The sequence below is a fragment of the Halolamina sp. C58 genome, assembly GCF_051195095.1.
GTDB lineage: Archaea > Halobacteriota > Halobacteria > Halobacteriales > Haloferacaceae > Halolamina.
Window position 1 is genome coordinate 434,722 of record NZ_JBNTJY010000002.1, and the last position, 17,235, is coordinate 451,956.

16 protein-coding genes are annotated in these 17,235 nt (G+C 69.2%); 5 read left to right on the plus strand and 11 right to left on the minus strand.

Annotated elements, in window-relative coordinates; all coding sequences use genetic code 11:
- Positions 1–95 precede the first annotated feature (95 nt).
- From ACQUSM_RS12815 to ACQUSM_RS12855, 9 genes are read right to left on the minus strand one after another with little or no spacing between them, the layout of a single operon-like run.
- Positions 96–1,874, minus strand: a complete 1,779-nt coding sequence (locus ACQUSM_RS12815; protein ID WP_435119147.1) for a Na(+)/H(+) antiporter subunit D — start codon at positions 1,872–1,874, stop codon at positions 96–98.
- Positions 1,874–3,598, minus strand: coding sequence for a proton-conducting transporter transmembrane domain-containing protein (locus tag ACQUSM_RS12820; protein WP_435119149.1), 1,725 nt, complete (start codon positions 3,596–3,598; stop codon positions 1,874–1,876). Before ACQUSM_RS12820 ends, ACQUSM_RS12815 begins: the two co-directional genes overlap by 1 nt.
- On the minus strand, positions 3,595–5,067 hold the full coding sequence (locus tag ACQUSM_RS12825) for a monovalent cation/H+ antiporter subunit D family protein (protein WP_435119151.1): 1,473 nt from the start codon (positions 5,065–5,067) through the stop codon (positions 3,595–3,597). Before ACQUSM_RS12825 ends, ACQUSM_RS12820 begins: the two co-directional genes overlap by 4 nt.
- A complete protein-coding gene (locus tag ACQUSM_RS12830; protein WP_435119153.1) occupies positions 5,060–5,416 on the minus strand; it encodes a cation:proton antiporter subunit C in 357 nt (118 codons plus the stop codon). The genes ACQUSM_RS12825 and ACQUSM_RS12830 overlap by 8 nt, the downstream gene beginning before the upstream one ends.
- Positions 5,413–5,907 (minus strand): MnhB domain-containing protein, encoded by a 495-nt coding sequence (locus ACQUSM_RS12835; protein ID WP_435119155.1) that lies wholly within the window; start codon positions 5,905–5,907, stop codon positions 5,413–5,415. Before ACQUSM_RS12835 ends, ACQUSM_RS12830 begins: the two co-directional genes overlap by 4 nt.
- Entirely contained in the window at positions 5,907–6,440 is a 534-nt protein-coding gene (locus tag ACQUSM_RS12840; protein WP_435119156.1) for a DUF4040 domain-containing protein, read from the minus strand. The genes ACQUSM_RS12835 and ACQUSM_RS12840 overlap by 1 nt, the downstream gene beginning before the upstream one ends.
- Entirely contained in the window at positions 6,437–6,751 is a 315-nt protein-coding gene (gene mnhG, locus ACQUSM_RS12845; RefSeq protein ID WP_435119157.1) for a monovalent cation/H(+) antiporter subunit G, read from the minus strand. Before mnhG ends, ACQUSM_RS12840 begins: the two co-directional genes overlap by 4 nt.
- Complete coding sequence (locus tag ACQUSM_RS12850; RefSeq protein WP_435119159.1) at positions 6,748–7,017, minus strand: monovalent cation/H+ antiporter complex subunit F; 270 nt, start codon at positions 7,015–7,017, stop codon at positions 6,748–6,750. Before ACQUSM_RS12850 ends, mnhG begins: the two co-directional genes overlap by 4 nt.
- A complete protein-coding gene (locus ACQUSM_RS12855) occupies positions 7,014–8,045 on the minus strand; it encodes a monovalent cation/H+ antiporter subunit E (protein WP_435119160.1) in 1,032 nt (343 codons plus the stop codon). Before ACQUSM_RS12855 ends, ACQUSM_RS12850 begins: the two co-directional genes overlap by 4 nt.
- 316 nt (positions 8,046–8,361) lie before the next feature.
- Between ACQUSM_RS12855 and ACQUSM_RS12860 the strand changes: the two genes are divergently transcribed.
- From ACQUSM_RS12860 to gatB, 4 genes are all read left to right on the plus strand, one after another.
- Entirely contained in the window at positions 8,362–9,297 is a 936-nt protein-coding gene (locus ACQUSM_RS12860; RefSeq protein ID WP_435119162.1) for a substrate-binding domain-containing protein, read from the plus strand.
- A 2-nt stretch (positions 9,298–9,299) separates the two neighbouring features.
- Complete coding sequence (locus tag ACQUSM_RS12865; RefSeq protein WP_435119164.1) at positions 9,300–10,016, plus strand: ABC transporter permease; 717 nt, start codon at positions 9,300–9,302, stop codon at positions 10,014–10,016.
- Positions 10,013–10,777, plus strand: coding sequence for an amino acid ABC transporter ATP-binding protein (locus tag ACQUSM_RS12870; RefSeq protein ID WP_435119166.1), 765 nt, complete (start codon positions 10,013–10,015; stop codon positions 10,775–10,777). The genes ACQUSM_RS12865 and ACQUSM_RS12870 overlap by 4 nt, the downstream gene beginning before the upstream one ends.
- A 117-nt stretch (positions 10,778–10,894) precedes the next feature.
- On the plus strand, positions 10,895–12,379 hold the full coding sequence (gene gatB, locus ACQUSM_RS12875; protein WP_435119167.1) for an Asp-tRNA(Asn)/Glu-tRNA(Gln) amidotransferase subunit GatB: 1,485 nt from the start codon (positions 10,895–10,897) through the stop codon (positions 12,377–12,379).
- Position 12,380: 1 nt separating this feature from the next.
- On the opposite strand, the gene ACQUSM_RS12880 is transcribed toward gatB, so the two are convergent.
- Complete coding sequence (locus tag ACQUSM_RS12880; protein WP_435119169.1) at positions 12,381–13,079, minus strand: hypothetical protein; 699 nt, start codon at positions 13,077–13,079, stop codon at positions 12,381–12,383.
- Between the two features lie 86 nt (positions 13,080–13,165).
- Entirely contained in the window at positions 13,166–14,650 is a 1,485-nt protein-coding gene (locus tag ACQUSM_RS12885; protein WP_435119171.1) for an MATE family efflux transporter, read from the minus strand.
- Between the two features lie 643 nt (positions 14,651–15,293).
- On the opposite strand from ACQUSM_RS12885, the gene ACQUSM_RS12890 reads away from it, so the two are divergent.
- Entirely contained in the window at positions 15,294–17,120 is a 1,827-nt protein-coding gene (locus tag ACQUSM_RS12890; protein WP_435119173.1) for a S9 family peptidase, read from the plus strand.
- Positions 17,121–17,235 lie beyond the last annotated feature (115 nt).

Genomic DNA, 17,235 nt, shown 5'->3' on the forward strand with positions numbered 1-17,235 from the left:
TTTAACAGCTTCTTCCGACAGTATAGCCGGCTGGCAGCGCCGAACGAACACGCCGCCGGCGGGGCGGTGTAGCCGGGGAGAGGGATCGACCCCGGCTACACCAACAGCACCGCCAGCGCCGCCACCAGCACCCCGAGCACGAGCAGCAGGCTCCGGTCGATCCCGGCTTTCGTCTCCACGGACTCCCGACCCGCCACCCGGGCGATGGCGGCGTCGGGGTCTTTCGCCGCCCGGACCGACGCCTTCGCGAACGCGACCGCGGCGTCGTCGACGCGGGCGTACAGTTCGGTGACGCCCACCACGAGGTAGCGCGCGCCGTAGAACGTCGCGGGGTTGTAGAGCTTGTCCACGTCGGGCACCCGACCCAGCCCGGAGAGGGGCTTTTTCACGAGCGCGAAGCCCACGAGGCCGAGCACCGCGAGCGCGGCCCCCTCGATCAGGTGGGGGATCGTGTACGTGTGGTAGGCGTGGGCGACCACGTCGCCGTCGGTCACGTCGAACGGTAGCAGGCTGAACAGCGAGCCGTCGGAGAGCCCGAAGAACACACACAGCGCCGCGACGAGCACCATCGCGACCGCCTGCCCGCGGTTGGCGTCCTTCACGCTGCCGTCGTACTCGCCGTGGAAGAACGCGTAGTAGCCGAACTTGATGAACGACATGAACGTGCCGACGCCGCCGAGCAGGAGGAGGAGTTCGAGCGTGTAGAAGTCGCCGACGTGGATCGGCCCCTTCTCGAACGCGTAGTGGCTCGCCGAGATGACGATCCCCTTGCTCACGAACCCGTTGAAGCCGGGGAAGCCCGCGATCGACAGCGCGGCGACGGTGAACGCGCCGGCGGTGATCGGCATCTCGCGGGCGAGGCCGCCGAGCTTCTTCAGGCTCTCCTCGCCGGTGCGGTAGATCACCACGCCCGCGGTCATGAACAGCAGCCCCTTGTAGAGGATGTGGTTGAACACGTGGGCGAACGCGCCGGACTGAGCCAGTGCGCCGCCGATCCCGACGCCGGCGACCATGTAGCCGACCTGCGACTGGATGTGGTAGGAGAGCAGCCGGCGCATGTCGTTCTGGAACAGCGCCATCGTCGCGCCGAAGACCGCCATGATCCCACCCATGTACGCGACCGCGACGTTGCCGTCCTGCGGGAACACGCGGTACATGCCGTAGACGCCGGTCTTCGTCGTGTACACGCAGAGGAACACGCTGGCCGCGACGTGCGGGCGCGGGTACGTGTCGGGCAGCCACGCGTGCAGGCCGACGAAGCCGACGTTGACGCCGACACCTAGCGCCGCGAGGACGGGGGCGACGGGGCCCGCGAGGCCCGCCGTCTCGGGCCCGCCGGGCACGCTCGCGAACAGGAACGTGCCCGTCTCGGCGAAGTGCCAGATCACCGCGCCGAGGAACAGCGTGCCGCCGACGCCGTGGAGCAGCGCGTAGCGGAACCCCGCACGCACCGCTTTCCCGCCGTAGTGCCACACCAGCAGCGTGCTGGTGACGGCCATCAGCTCCCAGAAGAAGATCAGCGTGAGCCAGTCGCCGCCGAAGACGGCCCCCAGACTGCTCGCGACGTAGGAGAGCGCGAACGCGGTCTGGACGTTCTCGGCGTCGCTGTAGTAGGAGTACGCGACACCGACCGCGCCGATGAACGCGAAGATCAGCCCCATCAGCGTCGAGAACGGGTCGACGTTGAAGATCACCGTCTCGAAGCCGAACAGGTCGACGTTCCCGAAGTGGGCGCCCGAGTCGACCAGCCAGACGTACGGGACGACCGCACCCGTGAGCAGGCCCGCGACCGCGTGGCCGAGCCGCCGGCCGAGCAACGGCAGGAGCAGCGCAGCGACGAGCACCGGAACGAACGGCGGGACGAACGGCTCCATCAGACGTTCACCCCCGTGGTGGCCGCGACGATCAGCCTGACGATCCGGAGGAACACCGCCGTGTCGGGGACGACCCCGAGCACGATCGAGCCCGTCGCGGCGAACAGGATCGGGCCGAGCATGAACCACGTCGACTCGCCGCCGAACCAGCCGCGGGACTCCCACTCGCTGGGAGGTCCGTGGCCGTGGTCACCCTCGTGGTCGTCGGCGAACCCGTGTTCGTCGTGTTCACCGTCGGCGGCATCGGCGCCGTCGGTGTGTTCCTCGTCGGTCTGCCCGTCCTCGGCGTGGCCGCCGTCGGTCGCGAGCTCGTCCTCGGCGAATCGACCGCCGAGGACGTGTTCGAGCAGCGGTTTGTCGTCACTCTCGCCCTTCGACTCGAAGAAGGCGGCGTAGACGACCGGCCAGAAGTACGCGATGTTGAGGATGCCCGAGACCAGCAGCGCGGCGGTGAACACGAGCTGGCCGCCGGAGACGGTGCCGATCAGCAGGAAGTACTTGCTCACGAAGCCGGCGAGCAGCGGGATGCCCGCCATCCCGAGCGACGCGATCCCGAAGGCGGCCATCGTGAGCGGCATCCGCTCGCCGATCCCCGCCATGTCGCTGATGTCGTCGGTGTGGGTCTCGACGTGGATCGCGCCCGCACAGAAGAACAGGGTGAGCTTCATGAACGCGTGGGCGGGGATGTGCAGCAGCCCGCCGGCGAGCGCGTACGCCGAGGCGCGGCCGGGCGCGAGCACGGCGCCGACCGCCAGCCCGAGCACGATGTAGGAGAGCTGGCTCACCGTCGAGAACGCCAGCCGGCGCTTGAGGTTGTCCTGCCGGAGCGCGATCACGCTCGCGACGGTGAGCGTGAACGCCGCGACCGCGGCCAGCGGGATCCCCATCCCGAGGTCCGCGACCGTCTCGGGGCCGAACACTTCGAGAATCACGCGAGCGATCCCGAACACGCCGGACTTCACGACCGCCACCGCGTGGAGCAGGCCGGAGACGGGCGTCGGCGCGACCATCGCGTCGGGCAGCCAGGAGTGCAGCGGCATCAGCGCCGCCTTCACGCCGAAGCCGAGGATCAGCAGGCCGAACGCCGCGCGGGCGAGCGTCGGATCGCTGCCCGCGAGCGCCTCGATCCCGCCCGGCGCGAACGCGGTCGTCCCGGCGAGCAGGTAGACCAGCACCGAGCCAGCGAGCACCGCGACGCCGCCGCCGAACGTGTAGGTGAGGTACTTCCGGCCGGCCGCGCGGGCCTCGTCGGTCTCGTCGTGGCTGACGAGGGGGTAGGTCGCGACCGTGAGCAGTTCGTAGAACACGAACAGCACGAGCAGGTTCGACGCGAACGCGACGCCGATCGCGGCGGCGACGCTGCCCGCGAAGGCCGCGAAGTAGCGCGTCTGGTCGTGTTCGTCCAGTCCGCGCATGTAGCCGATACTGTAGAAGCTGGTGACCAGCCAGAGCAGGCTCGCGAGCAGGCCGAACAGCACGCCCAGCGCGTCGGCCTGCACCGCGAACTCGACGCCGGGGACGAGCGTGCCGACGGTGCTGACGTACGTGTCGCCGGCGAGTACGCCCGGCACCATGCTGGCGACGATCCCGAGCGCCGACAGCGCCGCGAGCAACGTCCACGTCTCCCGGACGTTCTGCCGCCCCCCCGAGGCGAGGATGGGGACGATGGCGACTGCCGGCACGAGCACCGCTGCGAGGGGTCTGAGTGAAGCTATCTCGGTCATGAGAGGAGTGCCTGAACCGTCGGTTCGAGGAGCTGTCCGTACTCGAATGCGAGCATCCCGAGGCCGATCGCGGCCAGCGCCGCGACGACGACGGTGGCGGTCATGCCGATCGAGGGGCGCGACAGGTCGGCGCCGTCGGGGGCCGAGGAGCGTGGCTCCTCGCTGTCACGGAAGAACATCCGTTCGAGGATGCGCGCGAAGTACGCCAGCGTCAGCAGCGTGCTCGCGAGGATCACGACCGCGAGCGGCCACGCCGACGCCTCGACGGCGCCCAGCGCGACGTACCACTTGCCGACGAAGCCGACCGCCGGCGGGACGCCGACCATCCCCAGCGCGAGCACGCCGAACGCGCCCGCGCCGAGCGGGAGCCGCTGGATCAGCCCCGAGTACTCGTCGACCGTCCGGGCGCCCGTTGCGGTCGCGATCACGCCGGCGGTCAGGAACAGGCCGCCCTTCATGATCGCGTGGCCCACGAGGTGGATCGTCGCGCCGATCAGCGCCGTCTCGTTCGCGACGGCGACGGCCCCGACCACGAGCCCGAACTGCGACATCGAGGAGTACGCGAGCATCCGCTTGATGTCGGTCTGGGACACCGCGAGCACGCTCCCGACGACGATGCTGACCATCGCGGCGGCGACCAGCAGCGAGCGGGCCGCGGGGTTGGCCTGCAGGAACTCGACGGTGAACACCGTGTAGACGATCCGGATCAGCGCGTAGGCGGCGACCGTCGAGACGAGCGCCGAGATCAGCGCGCTCACCGAGTCCGGCGAGCCGGCGTAGGCGTCGGGCTGCCACGCGTGCAGCGGGAACACCGCGACCTTGACGAACAGGCCGACGACAAGCAGCCCGAACGCCGCCTGCACCAGCGTCGCGTCGTAGCCGACCGCCGCGAGCTGCTGAGAGAGGTCGGCCATGTTGAGCGTCCCCGTCGCGATGAACGCGTAGCCGATCCCGAGCAGGAACAGGCTCGCGCCGATCGTGCCCACGATGAGGTACTTCAGCGCGGCGCGGGCCGAGCGCCCGCCCTCGCCGCTGGCGACCAGCGCGTACGCCGCCAGCCCCGTGATCTCGAGGAACACGTACATGTTGAACACGTCGCCGGTGATGCTCATCCCGGTCAGCCCGGCGACGAGCAGGAGGTAGACGGCGTAGAACGCGTTGCTCCGCGGGCCGGCCCGGCGGGCGTACGCGAGCACGCCGAAGGAGACCACCGCGACCAGCAGCGCCATCGTCGCCGAGAGGCCGTCGATGTACAGCTCGATGCCGAACGGCGCCTCGAAGCCGCCGACGACGTAGCTGACCGTCGAGTCGAACGCCCGCGAGGCGAGCACGGCCGCGCCGACGACCTGCACCGCCGTCGTCACCAGCGCGACCGGCCAGCCGGACTCCGACCGGAACAGGCCGGCGAGGAACGCGAGCACCGACCCCAGCAGCGGGAGCGCCACCAGCAGCGCGGGGAGATCACTCATCGAGGCTCACCTCCCGGATCTCGCTCTCCCGGAGCGAGCCGTACTCGTCGTAGATGCGGACGATCAGCCCCAGCGCCACCGCCGTGAGGCTGACCCCAACGACGATGGCGGTCAGGATCAGCACGTGCGGGAGCGGGCTGACGTACGGCGCCGCCGCCGACAGCAGCGGCGGGCTCGCCCCCGTGACGAACGCCGACGCGACGAAGAACAGGAAGATCCCCGTCTGGAACACGTTCATGCCGATCACCTTCTTGACGAGGTTGTCGCTGCCGATCAGCACGTACGTACCGATACCCATCAGCACGAACGCGGCGAGGAAGTACCCCCGCGTCGCGAGCAGGTCGATCACGCCGACTCACCCCCGTCGAACCCCGCCGCGATGGCGAAGAACAGGCCGGTGACGATGCCGGCGACGATCACGCCGATCCCGAGCTCGACGAACTCGATCCCGTACTTCGTCGCGTGGGGGATCCCGAGGTCGTGGTACACCGAGTACTCGAGGAACCCGGCGCCGAGCAGCACGCTCCCGATCCCGGTGAACAGGAACGCGAGTATGCCCACGCCGATCAGCGCGACCGGGAGCCGGCTCCCGATCCACTCCCGGGTGGCCTCGATCCCGAACGCGATCCCGAGCATCAGGACGACGGTGCCGACGATGACGCCGCCTTGGAAGCCGCCGCCGGAGGAGTCGGCGCCGTGGAACATCACGAACAGCCCGAACGTGAACACGAACGGCATCACGACGCGGACGGTGGCCATGATGATCGGGCTGCCGACGTACGGGCCGCCCCGGTCGGTCGGCGCCTCGGTGTCGGGCGTGCCGGGTTCTTGCTGCCCCATCAGCCGAACACCCCCCTGTCGAGCACCACGAGCAGTCCGACGCCCGCGGAGTACACCACCGCGGCCTCGCCCATCGTGTCGAAGCCACGGTACGCCGCGAGCACGGCCGTCACGGCGTTTTTCACCTCGGTCTCCTCGTACGCGTTGTCGAGGTAGTACTCGGTCACGTCGTCGTCGGACACTGCCGAGTTCGCGTCGCCCACCGCGGGCAGGGCGAACAGCGTCGTCGACAGCACCAACACGAGCGCGGCCGCCACGCCGGCGGCCCGGAGGTCGAGCCGTTCGAACGTCCGCTCCGTGTCGGGGTGTTCCGTCTTCACGATCGTGAGCAGGAACAGGACGGTCATCACGCCGGCACCGACCGCGGCCTCCGTCAGCCCCACGTCGGGGGCACGGAGGAACACCCAGACGATCGCGATGCCGAGGCTGTACGCGCCGAAGGCGACGACCGAACTCAGGACGCTGCGCAGCGCCGCCGTCGCGACCGCGGCGCCGACGACCAGCGCGAGCAGGGCGATCTCGAACGGCGTCATGGTTCGTCCTCCTCACCCGTCCAGGGTTCGATTCCGAGTTCGTTCGCCGCCCGGGTGATGGCGTGGGCCGCAGTGGGGTTCGTGATGAACATAAAGAGCAGCAGCAGGACGACTTTCAGCGTGTCGAAGCCGATCCCGTAGGTGACCGCGACCGCGCCCAGCGAGAGCACGGCGCCGAGGGTCTCGCTCTTGGAGGTGCTGTGAGCCCGCGCGTACACGTCGGGCAGCCGCAGCAGCCCGACGGCGGCGACGATCGCGAAGAACGCGCCGCCGATCACGAGCACCAGCACGGCGATCTCGCGGGGCGTCATAGCACACCCCCGCGCTCGACCTGGAACTTCGAGATGGCGATGCTGAGCAGGAAGTTCAGCAGGGCGTACACGAGCGCGATGTCGAGCGCCCCGGGCTCGCCGATGGCGGCGGCGATCAGCGCGATCACGATCACGACGTTCGAGCCGATGAAGTTGATCGCGATCACGCGGTCGGGCATCGTCGGCCCGGCGATCGCGCGGTAGATCCCCACCAGCGAGACGAGGACGAACACCGTCGCCGCCCCCAGCAGGACCTGCTCGATCATTCGTTCTCCTCCTGCTGTCGGCGCTCGAACGGGCTCGGAATCCGGGCGGCCGCGCGGCCGTAGAACACGAACCGGACCGCCCGTTCGAGCGTCCCCGCGAACAGTGCTTCGCGCGCGCTCCCCGTCAGCGTGTGGATGACCATGTGCTGGCGCTCGACGTCGACGGTCAGCGTGCCGGGCGTGAGCGTGATGCTGTTGGCGAGCGTCGTCACCGGCAGCGCCGACCAGACAGCGGCGTCGAACTCCACCAGCTCGGGGTCGATCGGCAGGTCGGGGTGGAGCACGATGTACGCGATCTCGAAGTTCGCTTTCACGATCTCCCAGAGCAGGAACGGGACGTACAGCGCGAACCGCGCCAGCCGGCCGACGGTCTGACTCGGGTCGATCGGCGAGGTGAGCGAGACGCGCCACAGCGCGACGGCGACGATCCCCGCGCTGATGGCGCCGGTTGCGAGCTCGAAGGGCGCCACCGAGCCCGCGAGCAGGAGGTAGAACGCGAACGACGCCGCGAACAGCGCGAAGAACTGCGTGAGCGTCCCCCGGCGGACCAGCGGCTGGGAGGGGGTCTCGACGTTCCGGGGCGCCTCCTCGACTGCGAGGCCGGCCTGCCGGACCTCCGCCTCCAGCGAGGGGAGCAGCGGCGTCGAGCCGATCGGGTCGTACCGCGGGTCGAACACCGCCAGCCCGAGGTCGTGCTCGTTGGCGTAGCGCACGAGCACGTCGGCGTAGTCGTTGGGGGTCGAGAGGTACTCGTGGGTGGCCACGAGCGCCGTCTCGATCGTCACGTCCGCCCCCTCGGCGTCCTCCTCGGCCCACGACGCCACGCGGTCGAGCAGCGTCCGGGCGGTGTCGATCCGCGGCGACCCCGAGCGGAACGTGATCTTCTCCGGGAGCGGGTAGACGAAGTGGATCGCCGGCGGCGACCCCGCCTCGTCGGCGCGGGCGAGCGCTTCCTCGACGGCGTAGGCGACCGTGTTCCGGAGGCTCGCCGACTCGTCGACCGGGACGAGCAACCGTGACTCGGTCACGGCGACCACCCCACGGACGGACGGCCTGCCGGACGAACTGGATCGAGTGGCATCAGTAGTCGCCCGGGGGTTCGACCACGCGCTTTATAGACGTTCTCACTCCGGTCCTGGACGCCGGTGGCTGGTTGACGGATCGACGATCCGCGGCCCGCTTATCGTCGACCCGTGACCCAGCATGGCCGACAGTACCGATCCGTCGACAGAGCCGGGACGGGCGGCCGCGTAATTGCGATGGGTTACGCTCCCGAGGAATACCCGGGAGGGTAACTGCCAGCGATTACTCCGGGAAGCGAACGTTTTTGCCCCCACCGTCGTTATGCCGGGTACGATGCAACGACGGAAGTTCCTACAGGGAGTCGGCCTCGCGGCGATCGCGAGCACCGCCGGCTGCACACAGCTGACCGGATCGGGCTCGGAGGGCGGCGCCGGCGTCACCGGCGAGACGCTGACGCTGACGACGACGACGAGCACGTACGACACGGGGCTGCTCGACGCGATCCACCCCGAGTTCGAGGAGATGTACGGCGTCACCGTCGACGCCGTCGCACAGGGGACCGGTGCGGCGCTGGAGACTGCCCGCAACGGCGACTCGGACATCGTGATGGTCCACGCGCGGGGGCTCGAAGACGAGTTCATGCGCAACGGCTACGGGATCAACCGCCGGGACCTGATGTTCAACGACTTCGTGATCGTCGGGCCGGAGAGCGACCCCGCCGGGATCGAGGGGATGGACTCCGCGACCGAGGCGCTCGCCACCATCGCCGAGGAGCAGGCGACGTTCGTCTCCCGCGGTGACAACTCCGGCACCCACACGAAGGAACTCAATCTGTGGGAGGCCGCGGGTGTCGAACCCGGCGGCGACTGGTACCAGGAGATCGGCGCCGGGATGGGCGAGGCGCTCAACAACGCGAACCAGCAGGGCGCCTACACGCTCTCGGACCGCGGCACGTTCATCTCCCAGCGCTCGGAGATCGACCTCACGATCCTCGTTCAGGGGCCGATCGAGGGCGGGCCGGAGAGCCTCTCGAACCCCTACGGGGTCATGGCGGTCAACCCCGCGGTCCACGAGAACGCCAACTACGACCTCGCGATGGCGTACATCGGCTGGATCACCAGTCCGGCCGCCCAGGACGCCATCTCGAACTACACGATGAACGGGGAGCAGCTGTTCTTCCCCCGCGCGCTGTCGGAGGATCCCGACTTCCAGCAGTACGTTCCGGAAGGTTGGAGTAGCAACTCTTCGAGCCAGTAGCCGTGCCGCTCGATCCGGTCGCGCTGCTCCCGCTGTTTATCGAATCCCCGTTTCAACAGGGGTACGTCCGGAGCATCATCTACGTCTCGCTGTACGTGAGCTGTACCGCGGTCGCCCTGAGCACGCTGGTCAGCATCCCCGTGGCGCTGGTGATGGGCTTTACCGACTTCCCGGGCAAGCAGTTCGTGAAGTCGATCATCAACACCGGGATGGGCTTTCCCAGCGTCGTGGTCGGACTGGTCGTGCTGTTCACCGTCTCCAATCAGGGGCCGCTCGGGCCGCTTGACCTGATCTTCACGAAGGAGGCGATGATCATGTCCCAGTTCGTGCTCGCGACGCCGCCGATCACCGCGATCAGCCTCGCGGCGTTGACCGGCGTCGACGACAACGTTCGGGACGCCGCCCGCGCGCTCGGTGGGACCCGCCTCGACACCGCGCTCGTGGTGATCAAGGAGGCCCGCTACGGGATCGCGACCGCGGTGCTCGCGGGGTTCGGCCGCGCGATCAGCGAGGTGGGGTCGGTGCTCATCGTCGGCGGGAACATCACCAGCGCCGACGGCATCTCCCAGACGCGGACGCTGACGACCGCGATCCAACTGGAGGCCCGACAGGGGCAGTACGACACCGCACTCGTGCTCGGCGCGGTGCTGGTGACGCTGGTGTTGCTCGTCAACGGGATCGTGGTCCGGCTCGGCGACACGGAGGCGGTGAACCGATGATCCGGCTCGACGACGTCTCCCACAGCTACGGCGAAGAGCAGGTCGTCGGCGACGTGGCGCTGGAAGTCGAGCCGGGCGACGTGACCGCCGTCATCGGCCCCTCCGGCGTCGGGAAGACCACGCTGCTGCGAATTCTCGCGCTGTTTCTCGAACCCGTCGACGGGCGGGTCGAGTTCGACGGCGAGGCGGTGTGGGCGGTCGACGAGGAACAGCGGCTAGCGCTCCGGCGGCGTGTCGGGATGGTGTTCCAAGAGGCCAGCCTGTTCGACGCGACCGTCGCCCGGAACGTCGAGTACGGGCTGCGGGTCCGGCAGAGTTGGGACGAACGCGTCCGCCAGCAGTTCCGGTCACTCGTCGGCGCCACCGAGCCGCCCGAGCCCGTCGAGGACGCCCTCGAGATCGTCGGGCTGCGCGAGAAGCTCGACCAGAAGGCGGACTCGCTCTCGGGGGGCGAGGCCCAGCGAGTCTCGTTCGCGCGGGCGCTCGCGTACGAGCCGGACTACCTCCTGCTCGACGAGCCGACCTCCGACCTCGACCCCCGGAACACCGGGCTGATCGAGGACGCGATCGGCGAGGCCCGCGACCGCGGGATCGGCGTCGTGATCGCGACCCACGACATGCATCAAGCCGAGCGGGTCGCCGACCGCGTCGGCGTGTTACTGGGCGACGGGTTCACCGAGATCGGCCCAGCGGAGACCATCTTCGAGAACCCCAGCGACGAGCGCACCCGGAAGTTCATCTCCGGCGAACTGGTGTACTGAACGGCGAACGGGACCCTGCCACGCGGGAGGCGGTGCCCCGCCGCCGCGGGCGCCCGTACGCGCGGTGACGCCCGCTTCCCGACACGCTTAACCACGAACCTGAAGAACTTCCCAGTAATGAGTCAGGCGCTCGCGGACCGGGAGCTCGCGGCCGTCATCGGGCTGGAGGTCCACGTCCAACTGGAGACCGACACCAAGATCTTCTGTAACTGCTCGACCGACGCCGCCGACGACGAGGAGCCCAACAGCCGCACCTGCCCCGTCTGTCTGGGGCTGCCGGGCGCGCTGCCCGTGCTCAACGAGGCCGCGGTCGAGTCGGCGGTCAAGATCGGGAAGGCGCTCGACGCCGACATCCCCGCGGAGACGACGTTCCACCGGAAGAACTACTTCTACCCCGACCTCCCGAAGGGGTTCCAGCTCACACAGTACGACGCGCCGATCTGTGCCGACGGCGAGCTGGAGGTCAGCGTCGAGGGCGAGCGCCGGGCGATCAGCGTCCGCCGCGCCCACCTCGAAGAGGACCCCGGCAGCATCCAGCACGAGGGCGGCAACATCGACACCGCCGACTACACGCTCGTCAACTACAACCGCGCGGGCACGCCGTTGATGGAGATCGTCACGCGGCCGGACTTCCGCTCCCCCGCCGAGACCCGGGCGTTCCTCGCGAAGCTGGAGGAGGTACTCGAGTACCTGGGCGTGTTCGACGCCAACCGCGACGGGAGCCTGCGCGTCGACGCCAACATCTCGCTGGTCCCGGCCGACGCGATCGACGAGGAGAACGAAATCGGCGAGGACGCCCTCGGCAACGCCAACCGGACCGAGGTCAAGAACATCTCCAGCCACAAGGGCGCCGAGCAGGCGCTGGCCTACGAGATCACCCGGCAGAAGAACGCGGTCAAGCGCGGCCGCGAGGTCGAGCAGGAGACCCGCCACTGGGACGAGAGCCGCGGGGTCACCGTCTCGATGCGCTCGAAGGAAGAGGAGAAGGACTACCGCTACTTCCGCGAGGCCGACCTTCCCCCCCTCCAAGTGTCGGACTGGAAGGAGCGCATCCCGATCCCCGAACTGCCGGACGACCGCCGCGAGCGCTTCCGCGAGGAGTACGGGCTGAGCGAGGAGGCCGCCTCGAAGCTCACCTCCCGGAAATCCGTCGCCGACCTGTACGAACAGCTCGCCGAGGAGTTCGAGCCCGACCTCGCGGCGACGTGGGTCGCGGACAACCTCCTCGGGGAGCTGAACTACCGCGACATGGAGATCGCCGACATCACGGGCCGCCTCGACGAGATCGAGCACGTGATCCGCCTCGTGGCGGAGGACGAACTCACCGCGAAGAACGCCGAGGAGGTCGTCCTGCGACGAATGCTCGACGAGGGCGAGCACCCCGACGAGATCATCGAGGCCGAGGACCTCGGGAAGGCCAGCGGCGGCGAGGTCGAGCAGGCGGTCGACGAAGCGATCGAGGAGAACCCCGGCGCCGTCGACGACTACGAGTCCGGCGACGAGGGCGCGCTGAACTTCCTCGTCGGGCAGGTGATGGGGAAGACCGGCGGCTCCGCCGACCCCGGGCAGGTGAATCAGCTGCTGCGGGAGCGCCTCGAGTAGCTCAGTCCCGGAGCAGCAGCCACCCGCCCGCGACGACGGCGACCGCCTCGAAGAAGCGTTCCACGCCCGGCTGTGCCGGGTACGGTCTCGACTGCGCTCGTTCGTACACGACGTAGTAATCACCGTCGACCAGCAGTACCTCGTCGGCGTCCGCGATCGGTTCGTCGGTCCGGATCGACCCCTGCCGGACCGCCCGCTTGGCGGTCTCGGAGACGTGCTCCTCCTCGCGTGCCACGTCCTCGAGCGCCGTCAGCGGGTCGACGCGCTTGACGCCGAGTTTCACCGTCGTCCCGACGGACTCGTTGGCGTCGACGAACGTCGTCGAGCGGCGGTAGATCTCGTCGCCGAGCATCACGTACTCGTCGCTGCCCGTCAGGGCGAGCTGCTCGCCGGCCGCCGGCCCCGAGACGCCGACGATGTTGGGGTTCACGCCGGTGACGTTGCCGTCGAGCGCGCCGCCGTCGTAGAAACACCGCCGCGGGAAGTCGAACGAGCGGTGGAAGCAGTCGATCCCCTCGACGCCGTCGAGGTAGCTCCCTTCGGCGTTCTCGACGGCCAGCTTTCCGTCCTGCGTGGAGAGCGTCGCGACCTGGTACTGGTACGTCGGACCGGTCACGGAGAGCGGCGGTGCCCAGATCGGCACCGCGATCAGGAGCAGCGCGAGCAGCACCGTGAGTTCGCGTCGCGTTGGAGGGCGCATGCGGGGGCGGTCGTGACGGAGCGGGGAAAAGTGCCACGACGACCCTCGCACTCAGTCCTCGCCGGCTCCTCGTGCCGGCGAGCCCGTCAGTCCTCTCCGGCTCCTCGTGCCGGCGAGCCGCTGTCCTCGCCCGCGACCGCCTCGGCGTCGCTCGGCTCGCCCACGTCGATCTCCGGCCCCGTGTCGACGACGCCCTCCTGCCAGCGCCCGAGATTGAACCACGCGGCGCCGACGACGAACGTGACGACGCCCGAGAACGCCATCGCCCACCAGAGCCCGGCGGCGTCCCACGCGAGGTAGTACGCCAGCAGCCACGCGACCGGGATGCGGAACGCCCAGCGCGAGGCCAGCGAGAGCGCCATCGCCTGCGTGGTCTGCCCGGCGCCGCGGAACCCCCCCTGGATCACCATCAGCCCGCCCATGAACGCCCAGAACGGCGCGATGATCCGCAGGAGTTCGACGCCGGCGTCGATCACGGCCTGCTCGTCGACGAACAGGTCGATCGCGGTCGCGGGGTAAGCGAACGCCAGCGCGCCCGCCGCGAACAGGAACACCATCGTCGCCGCGGTCGCCTTCCACGTCACCTCCTCGGCGCGCTCGGGCGTGTCGGCGCCGAGGTTCTGCCCGACGCCCGTCGCGGTGGCCTGCCCGACCGCGCCGGAGACGGTCCACGAGACCGACATCAGCCGGATGCCGATCCCGTAGGCGGCGGTCGCGATGGGGCCGAACCGCGCGACCAGCGCGGCGAAAAAGACCGCCGCGAACGAGCGTGCGAGCCCGTCGCCGGTGCCGGGCGCGCCGATACGGACCAGATCCGTCAGCACCTCGCGGTCCGGTTTCAGGTCCGGAATCCTGAGCCGGACGCCCCAGCCGCCGTGGAGCAGGACCGCGAGCCCGACCACCGCGGCGAGCACGCGGGAGAGCAGCGTCGCGATCCCCGCACCGCGGACGCCCATCGCGGGGAAGGAGATCGTGCCGACGATCGGCGCGCCCTCGACGAGCGTCCAGCCGAGGATCAGGAACGGGTCGAGGATCACGTTCACGCCCGCCGAGAGCACGACCAGCCACATCGCGGTCCGCACGTCGCCCGCGGCGCGCAGCACCGCACGGAACGCGAAGAAGAGGAACGTGAACGGGATCGCCGCGAGGATGGGTTCGAGGTACGCGAGCGAGTAGTCGAACACCTGCCCCTGCGCGCCGATCAGGCTCACGAGCGGATAGCGGATCGTGAAGCCGATCGCCGCGAGCGCGAGGCCGACGGCGACAGTCAGCAGCACGGTCTGCCCGACCGCGTGGTCGGCCTTGCGCTGCTCGCCGGCGCCGACGTACTGCGACACGAGCGCGACGGCGGCGGCGGTGATCCCCATCGCAACCGAGACGAACATCCACGAGGTGGGGAACATCAGCGACACCGCCGCCACGGCCTCGGCGTTGACGCGCCCGACCCAGAACATGTCCGCGAGGTTGTAGGCGGTCTGGACGAGGTTGCCCAGCACGAGCGGCCACGCCAGCGCGAACAGTTTGGGCGTGATCGCGCCGGTGGTCATGTCGACGCGGGCGTCGTCGCTCACGGGGATGCGGTGGGGACCGGGGGGCGATAAATCCCGCCGTTGCGGCCGAACTGGTGGGGTTCTCTCGTTCCGAGATGGATGTGCGGTGGCGCGAAGCGGTCGCGCCTCCGTGCGCGAGCCGAGCGCGAGGTCCTCGCGAGTGAAACGAGCGAGGGCACGAGGGAGCTTTGCTCCCTCGGAGGACGAACGAGCGAACGGAGTGAGCGAGTGAGTCGGCTGGGGAGGAAGCGAGGCGGGAAAAACTCGCCGCAGGCGAGGTAAACCGCCTCGATAGCGAGCGGCGAACGAAGTGAGCCGTGAGCAGTGTGGGCTGTGCGGTTGGGTGGGACTGAAAGGGGCTGCCCGCTCGGCGAAGCACGGCGACGCAAGCACCGTGGTTCGAGAGACGCCTTTGGCGTCTCTCGTCATCACGAGAGAGCTTCGCTCTCTCGAACGACAGCGAAGCGAGGAGCGCAGCGAGCCGCGCGAGCCGAGCGGGCAGGGGCTTTCACGGTGTTGCTGATCCAGAACGATCAGTCCCCGATACCGAACCACCGAGGAATAGCCAAAAATCCGCCCACAGAGACACAGGTCAGGTTACAGAATTGCGGCACACACAGCCCCCGCCCGAACCCCTTTCCCGGACCCCACACCACACGTCCCCATGACCTACTCCATCACCCGCTACCTCGGCATCGACAGCACCGACACCCCGACCTTCACCGCCGACGACACGCTCGCCTACCTCGCCGACACCACCGGCACGCCGCAGGTCTACCGCCTCGACGAACCCGACAGCTACCCCGAGCGCCTGACCGCTCACGACGAGCGCGTCTCGTTCGTCGACGCCTCGCCCACTCGCGCGGAGCTCATGTTCGGCATGGACGAAGGGAGCAACGAGCGCGACCAGCTCTACCGCTACGACCTCGACACGGGCGAGGAGCACCAACTCACGAACGACCCCGAGGCCAAACACCTCTGGGGCGGCTGGGGGCCGGAGGGCGACCGGTTCGCGTTCGCCGCGAACCGCCGGCAGGGCGACACGTTCGACGTGTACGTCCAGCGCCGCGACGCGGGATCGGCCAACCTCGTCTGGGAGGGGCCGGGCGGGTTCGTCGGGGTCGCGGCGTGGCACCCCGACGGCGACGCGCTCGTCCTCCAAGAATCGAACTCCAGCGCGGATCAGGTGCTCTACTGGCTCGATATCGAGGGCGGCGACGCCGAGCGCCTGACCGACGCCACCGAGGAGGCGCGCTACCACCACGTCGCGTTCGGCCCCGACGGCGACCTGTACACGATTACCGACTACGGCGCGGAAACGGCGTACGTCGGCCGGATCGATCCCGAGGAGCGCGGCGATCTGGGCGTCGATAGCGTCGAAACGGTCGAGCCGGGCCACGAGGAGTGGAACGTCGACAGCCTCCAGATCGACGCCGAGAGCGGTCGCGTGGCGTACACGCTCAACGTCGACGGCTACTCGGAGACGTATCTCGGCGCGCTCGCCGCGGACGGGAGCGAGATCGTCGACACCACCCAACCGGACCTCCCCGAGGGCGTCGTCGCCGGCGTGGAACTCGGCCCCGACGGCCAGCGCGCGGCGATCGAGTTCAGCGCCGACGACCACCCGCACTCGGTGTACGTGGCTGACGGTGGCTCGGGAGAGACGGAGCGCTGGACCACACCCGGCACGCTCGGGATTCCCGAAGAGCGATTCCTGCGCTCGGAGACGATCCGCTACGAGACGTTCGACGGCCGGGAGATTCCCGCGTACTGGACGCTCCCCGAGGGCGTCGAGGAAGACGGCAGCGACGGACAGGTCCCGGTGATGGTCGACATCCACGGCGGTCCGGAGCACCAGCGCCGACCGTGGTTCTACCCGACCAAGCAGTACTTCCTGAATCAGGGGTACGCCGTACTCGAACCGAACGTCCGGGGCTCGTCGGGCTACGGGAAGGCGTACACCCACCTCGACGATCAGGAGAAGCGCCTCGACTCGGTGCAGGACATCGAGTACGCGGTGAACTGGCTCGAACGCCAGCCCGCGGCGGACACCGACCGCCTGATCGCGTACGGGCGCTCCTACGGGGGGTTCATGGTGCTCTCGGCGATCACGCAGTACCCCGATCTCTGGGCCGCCGCGGTCGACTTCGTCGGTATCGCGGACTTCGAGACGTTCCTCGAAAATACGGGCGAGTGGCGTCGCGACCACCGCGCGGCGGAGTACGGGAGTCTGGACGATCCGGAACTGTTGGAGCGCATCTCGCCGATCCACGACGTGGACGAGATCCAGTGTCCGCTGTTCATCCAGCACGGCGCGAACGACCCGCGCGTGCCCGTGAGCGAGGCCGAACAGATCGCCGAAGCTGTGGAGGCGCGAGGGATCCCGGTGGAGACGTGCATCTTCGAGGACGAAGGCCATCACACGACGGATCGAGAGAACCTGATCGAGGAGTTCGAGCGGATCTCGGCGTTCTTGGCGGAGCACGTCTGAGAAGTCGGAGAGCGTGTCAGCAGATCTTCGGCGGAGGTTTTCGGGCGGAGTCTACTCTGGATCGACCGCACCGCGACCGCGAACGGCGACAGCGACTCGATCGTTGGCCACTTGC

Bases quoted from the DNA above. Each gene is read 5' to 3' on its own strand.
- mnhG (WP_435119157.1), bottom strand. From the start codon at position 6,751: ATGACGCCCCGCGAGATCGCCGTGCTGGTGCTCGTGATCGGCGGCGCG.
- ACQUSM_RS12860 (WP_435119162.1), top strand. From the start codon at position 8,362: ATGCCGGGTACGATGCAACGACGGAAGTTCCTACAGGGAGTCGGCCTC.
- ACQUSM_RS12850 (WP_435119159.1), bottom strand. From the start codon at position 7,017: ATGATCGAGCAGGTCCTGCTGGGGGCGGCGACGGTGTTCGTCCTCGTC.
- gatB (WP_435119167.1), top strand. From the start codon at position 10,895: ATGAGTCAGGCGCTCGCGGACCGGGAGCTCGCGGCCGTCATCGGGCTG.
- ACQUSM_RS12820 (WP_435119149.1), bottom strand. From the start codon at position 3,598: ATGACCGAGATAGCTTCACTCAGACCCCTCGCAGCGGTGCTCGTGCCG.
- ACQUSM_RS12890 (WP_435119173.1), top strand. From the start codon at position 15,294: ATGACCTACTCCATCACCCGCTACCTCGGCATCGACAGCACCGACACC.
- ACQUSM_RS12870 (WP_435119166.1), top strand. From the start codon at position 10,013: ATGATCCGGCTCGACGACGTCTCCCACAGCTACGGCGAAGAGCAGGTC.
- ACQUSM_RS12880 (WP_435119169.1), bottom strand. From the start codon at position 13,079: ATGCGCCCTCCAACGCGACGCGAACTCACGGTGCTGCTCGCGCTGCTC.
- ACQUSM_RS12815 (WP_435119147.1), bottom strand. From the start codon at position 1,874: ATGGAGCCGTTCGTCCCGCCGTTCGTTCCGGTGCTCGTCGCTGCGCTG.
- ACQUSM_RS12835 (WP_435119155.1), bottom strand. From the start codon at position 5,907: ATGGGGCAGCAAGAACCCGGCACGCCCGACACCGAGGCGCCGACCGAC.
- ACQUSM_RS12825 (WP_435119151.1), bottom strand. From the start codon at position 5,067: ATGAGTGATCTCCCCGCGCTGCTGGTGGCGCTCCCGCTGCTGGGGTCG.
- ACQUSM_RS12840 (WP_435119156.1), bottom strand. From the start codon at position 6,440: ATGACGCCGTTCGAGATCGCCCTGCTCGCGCTGGTCGTCGGCGCCGCG.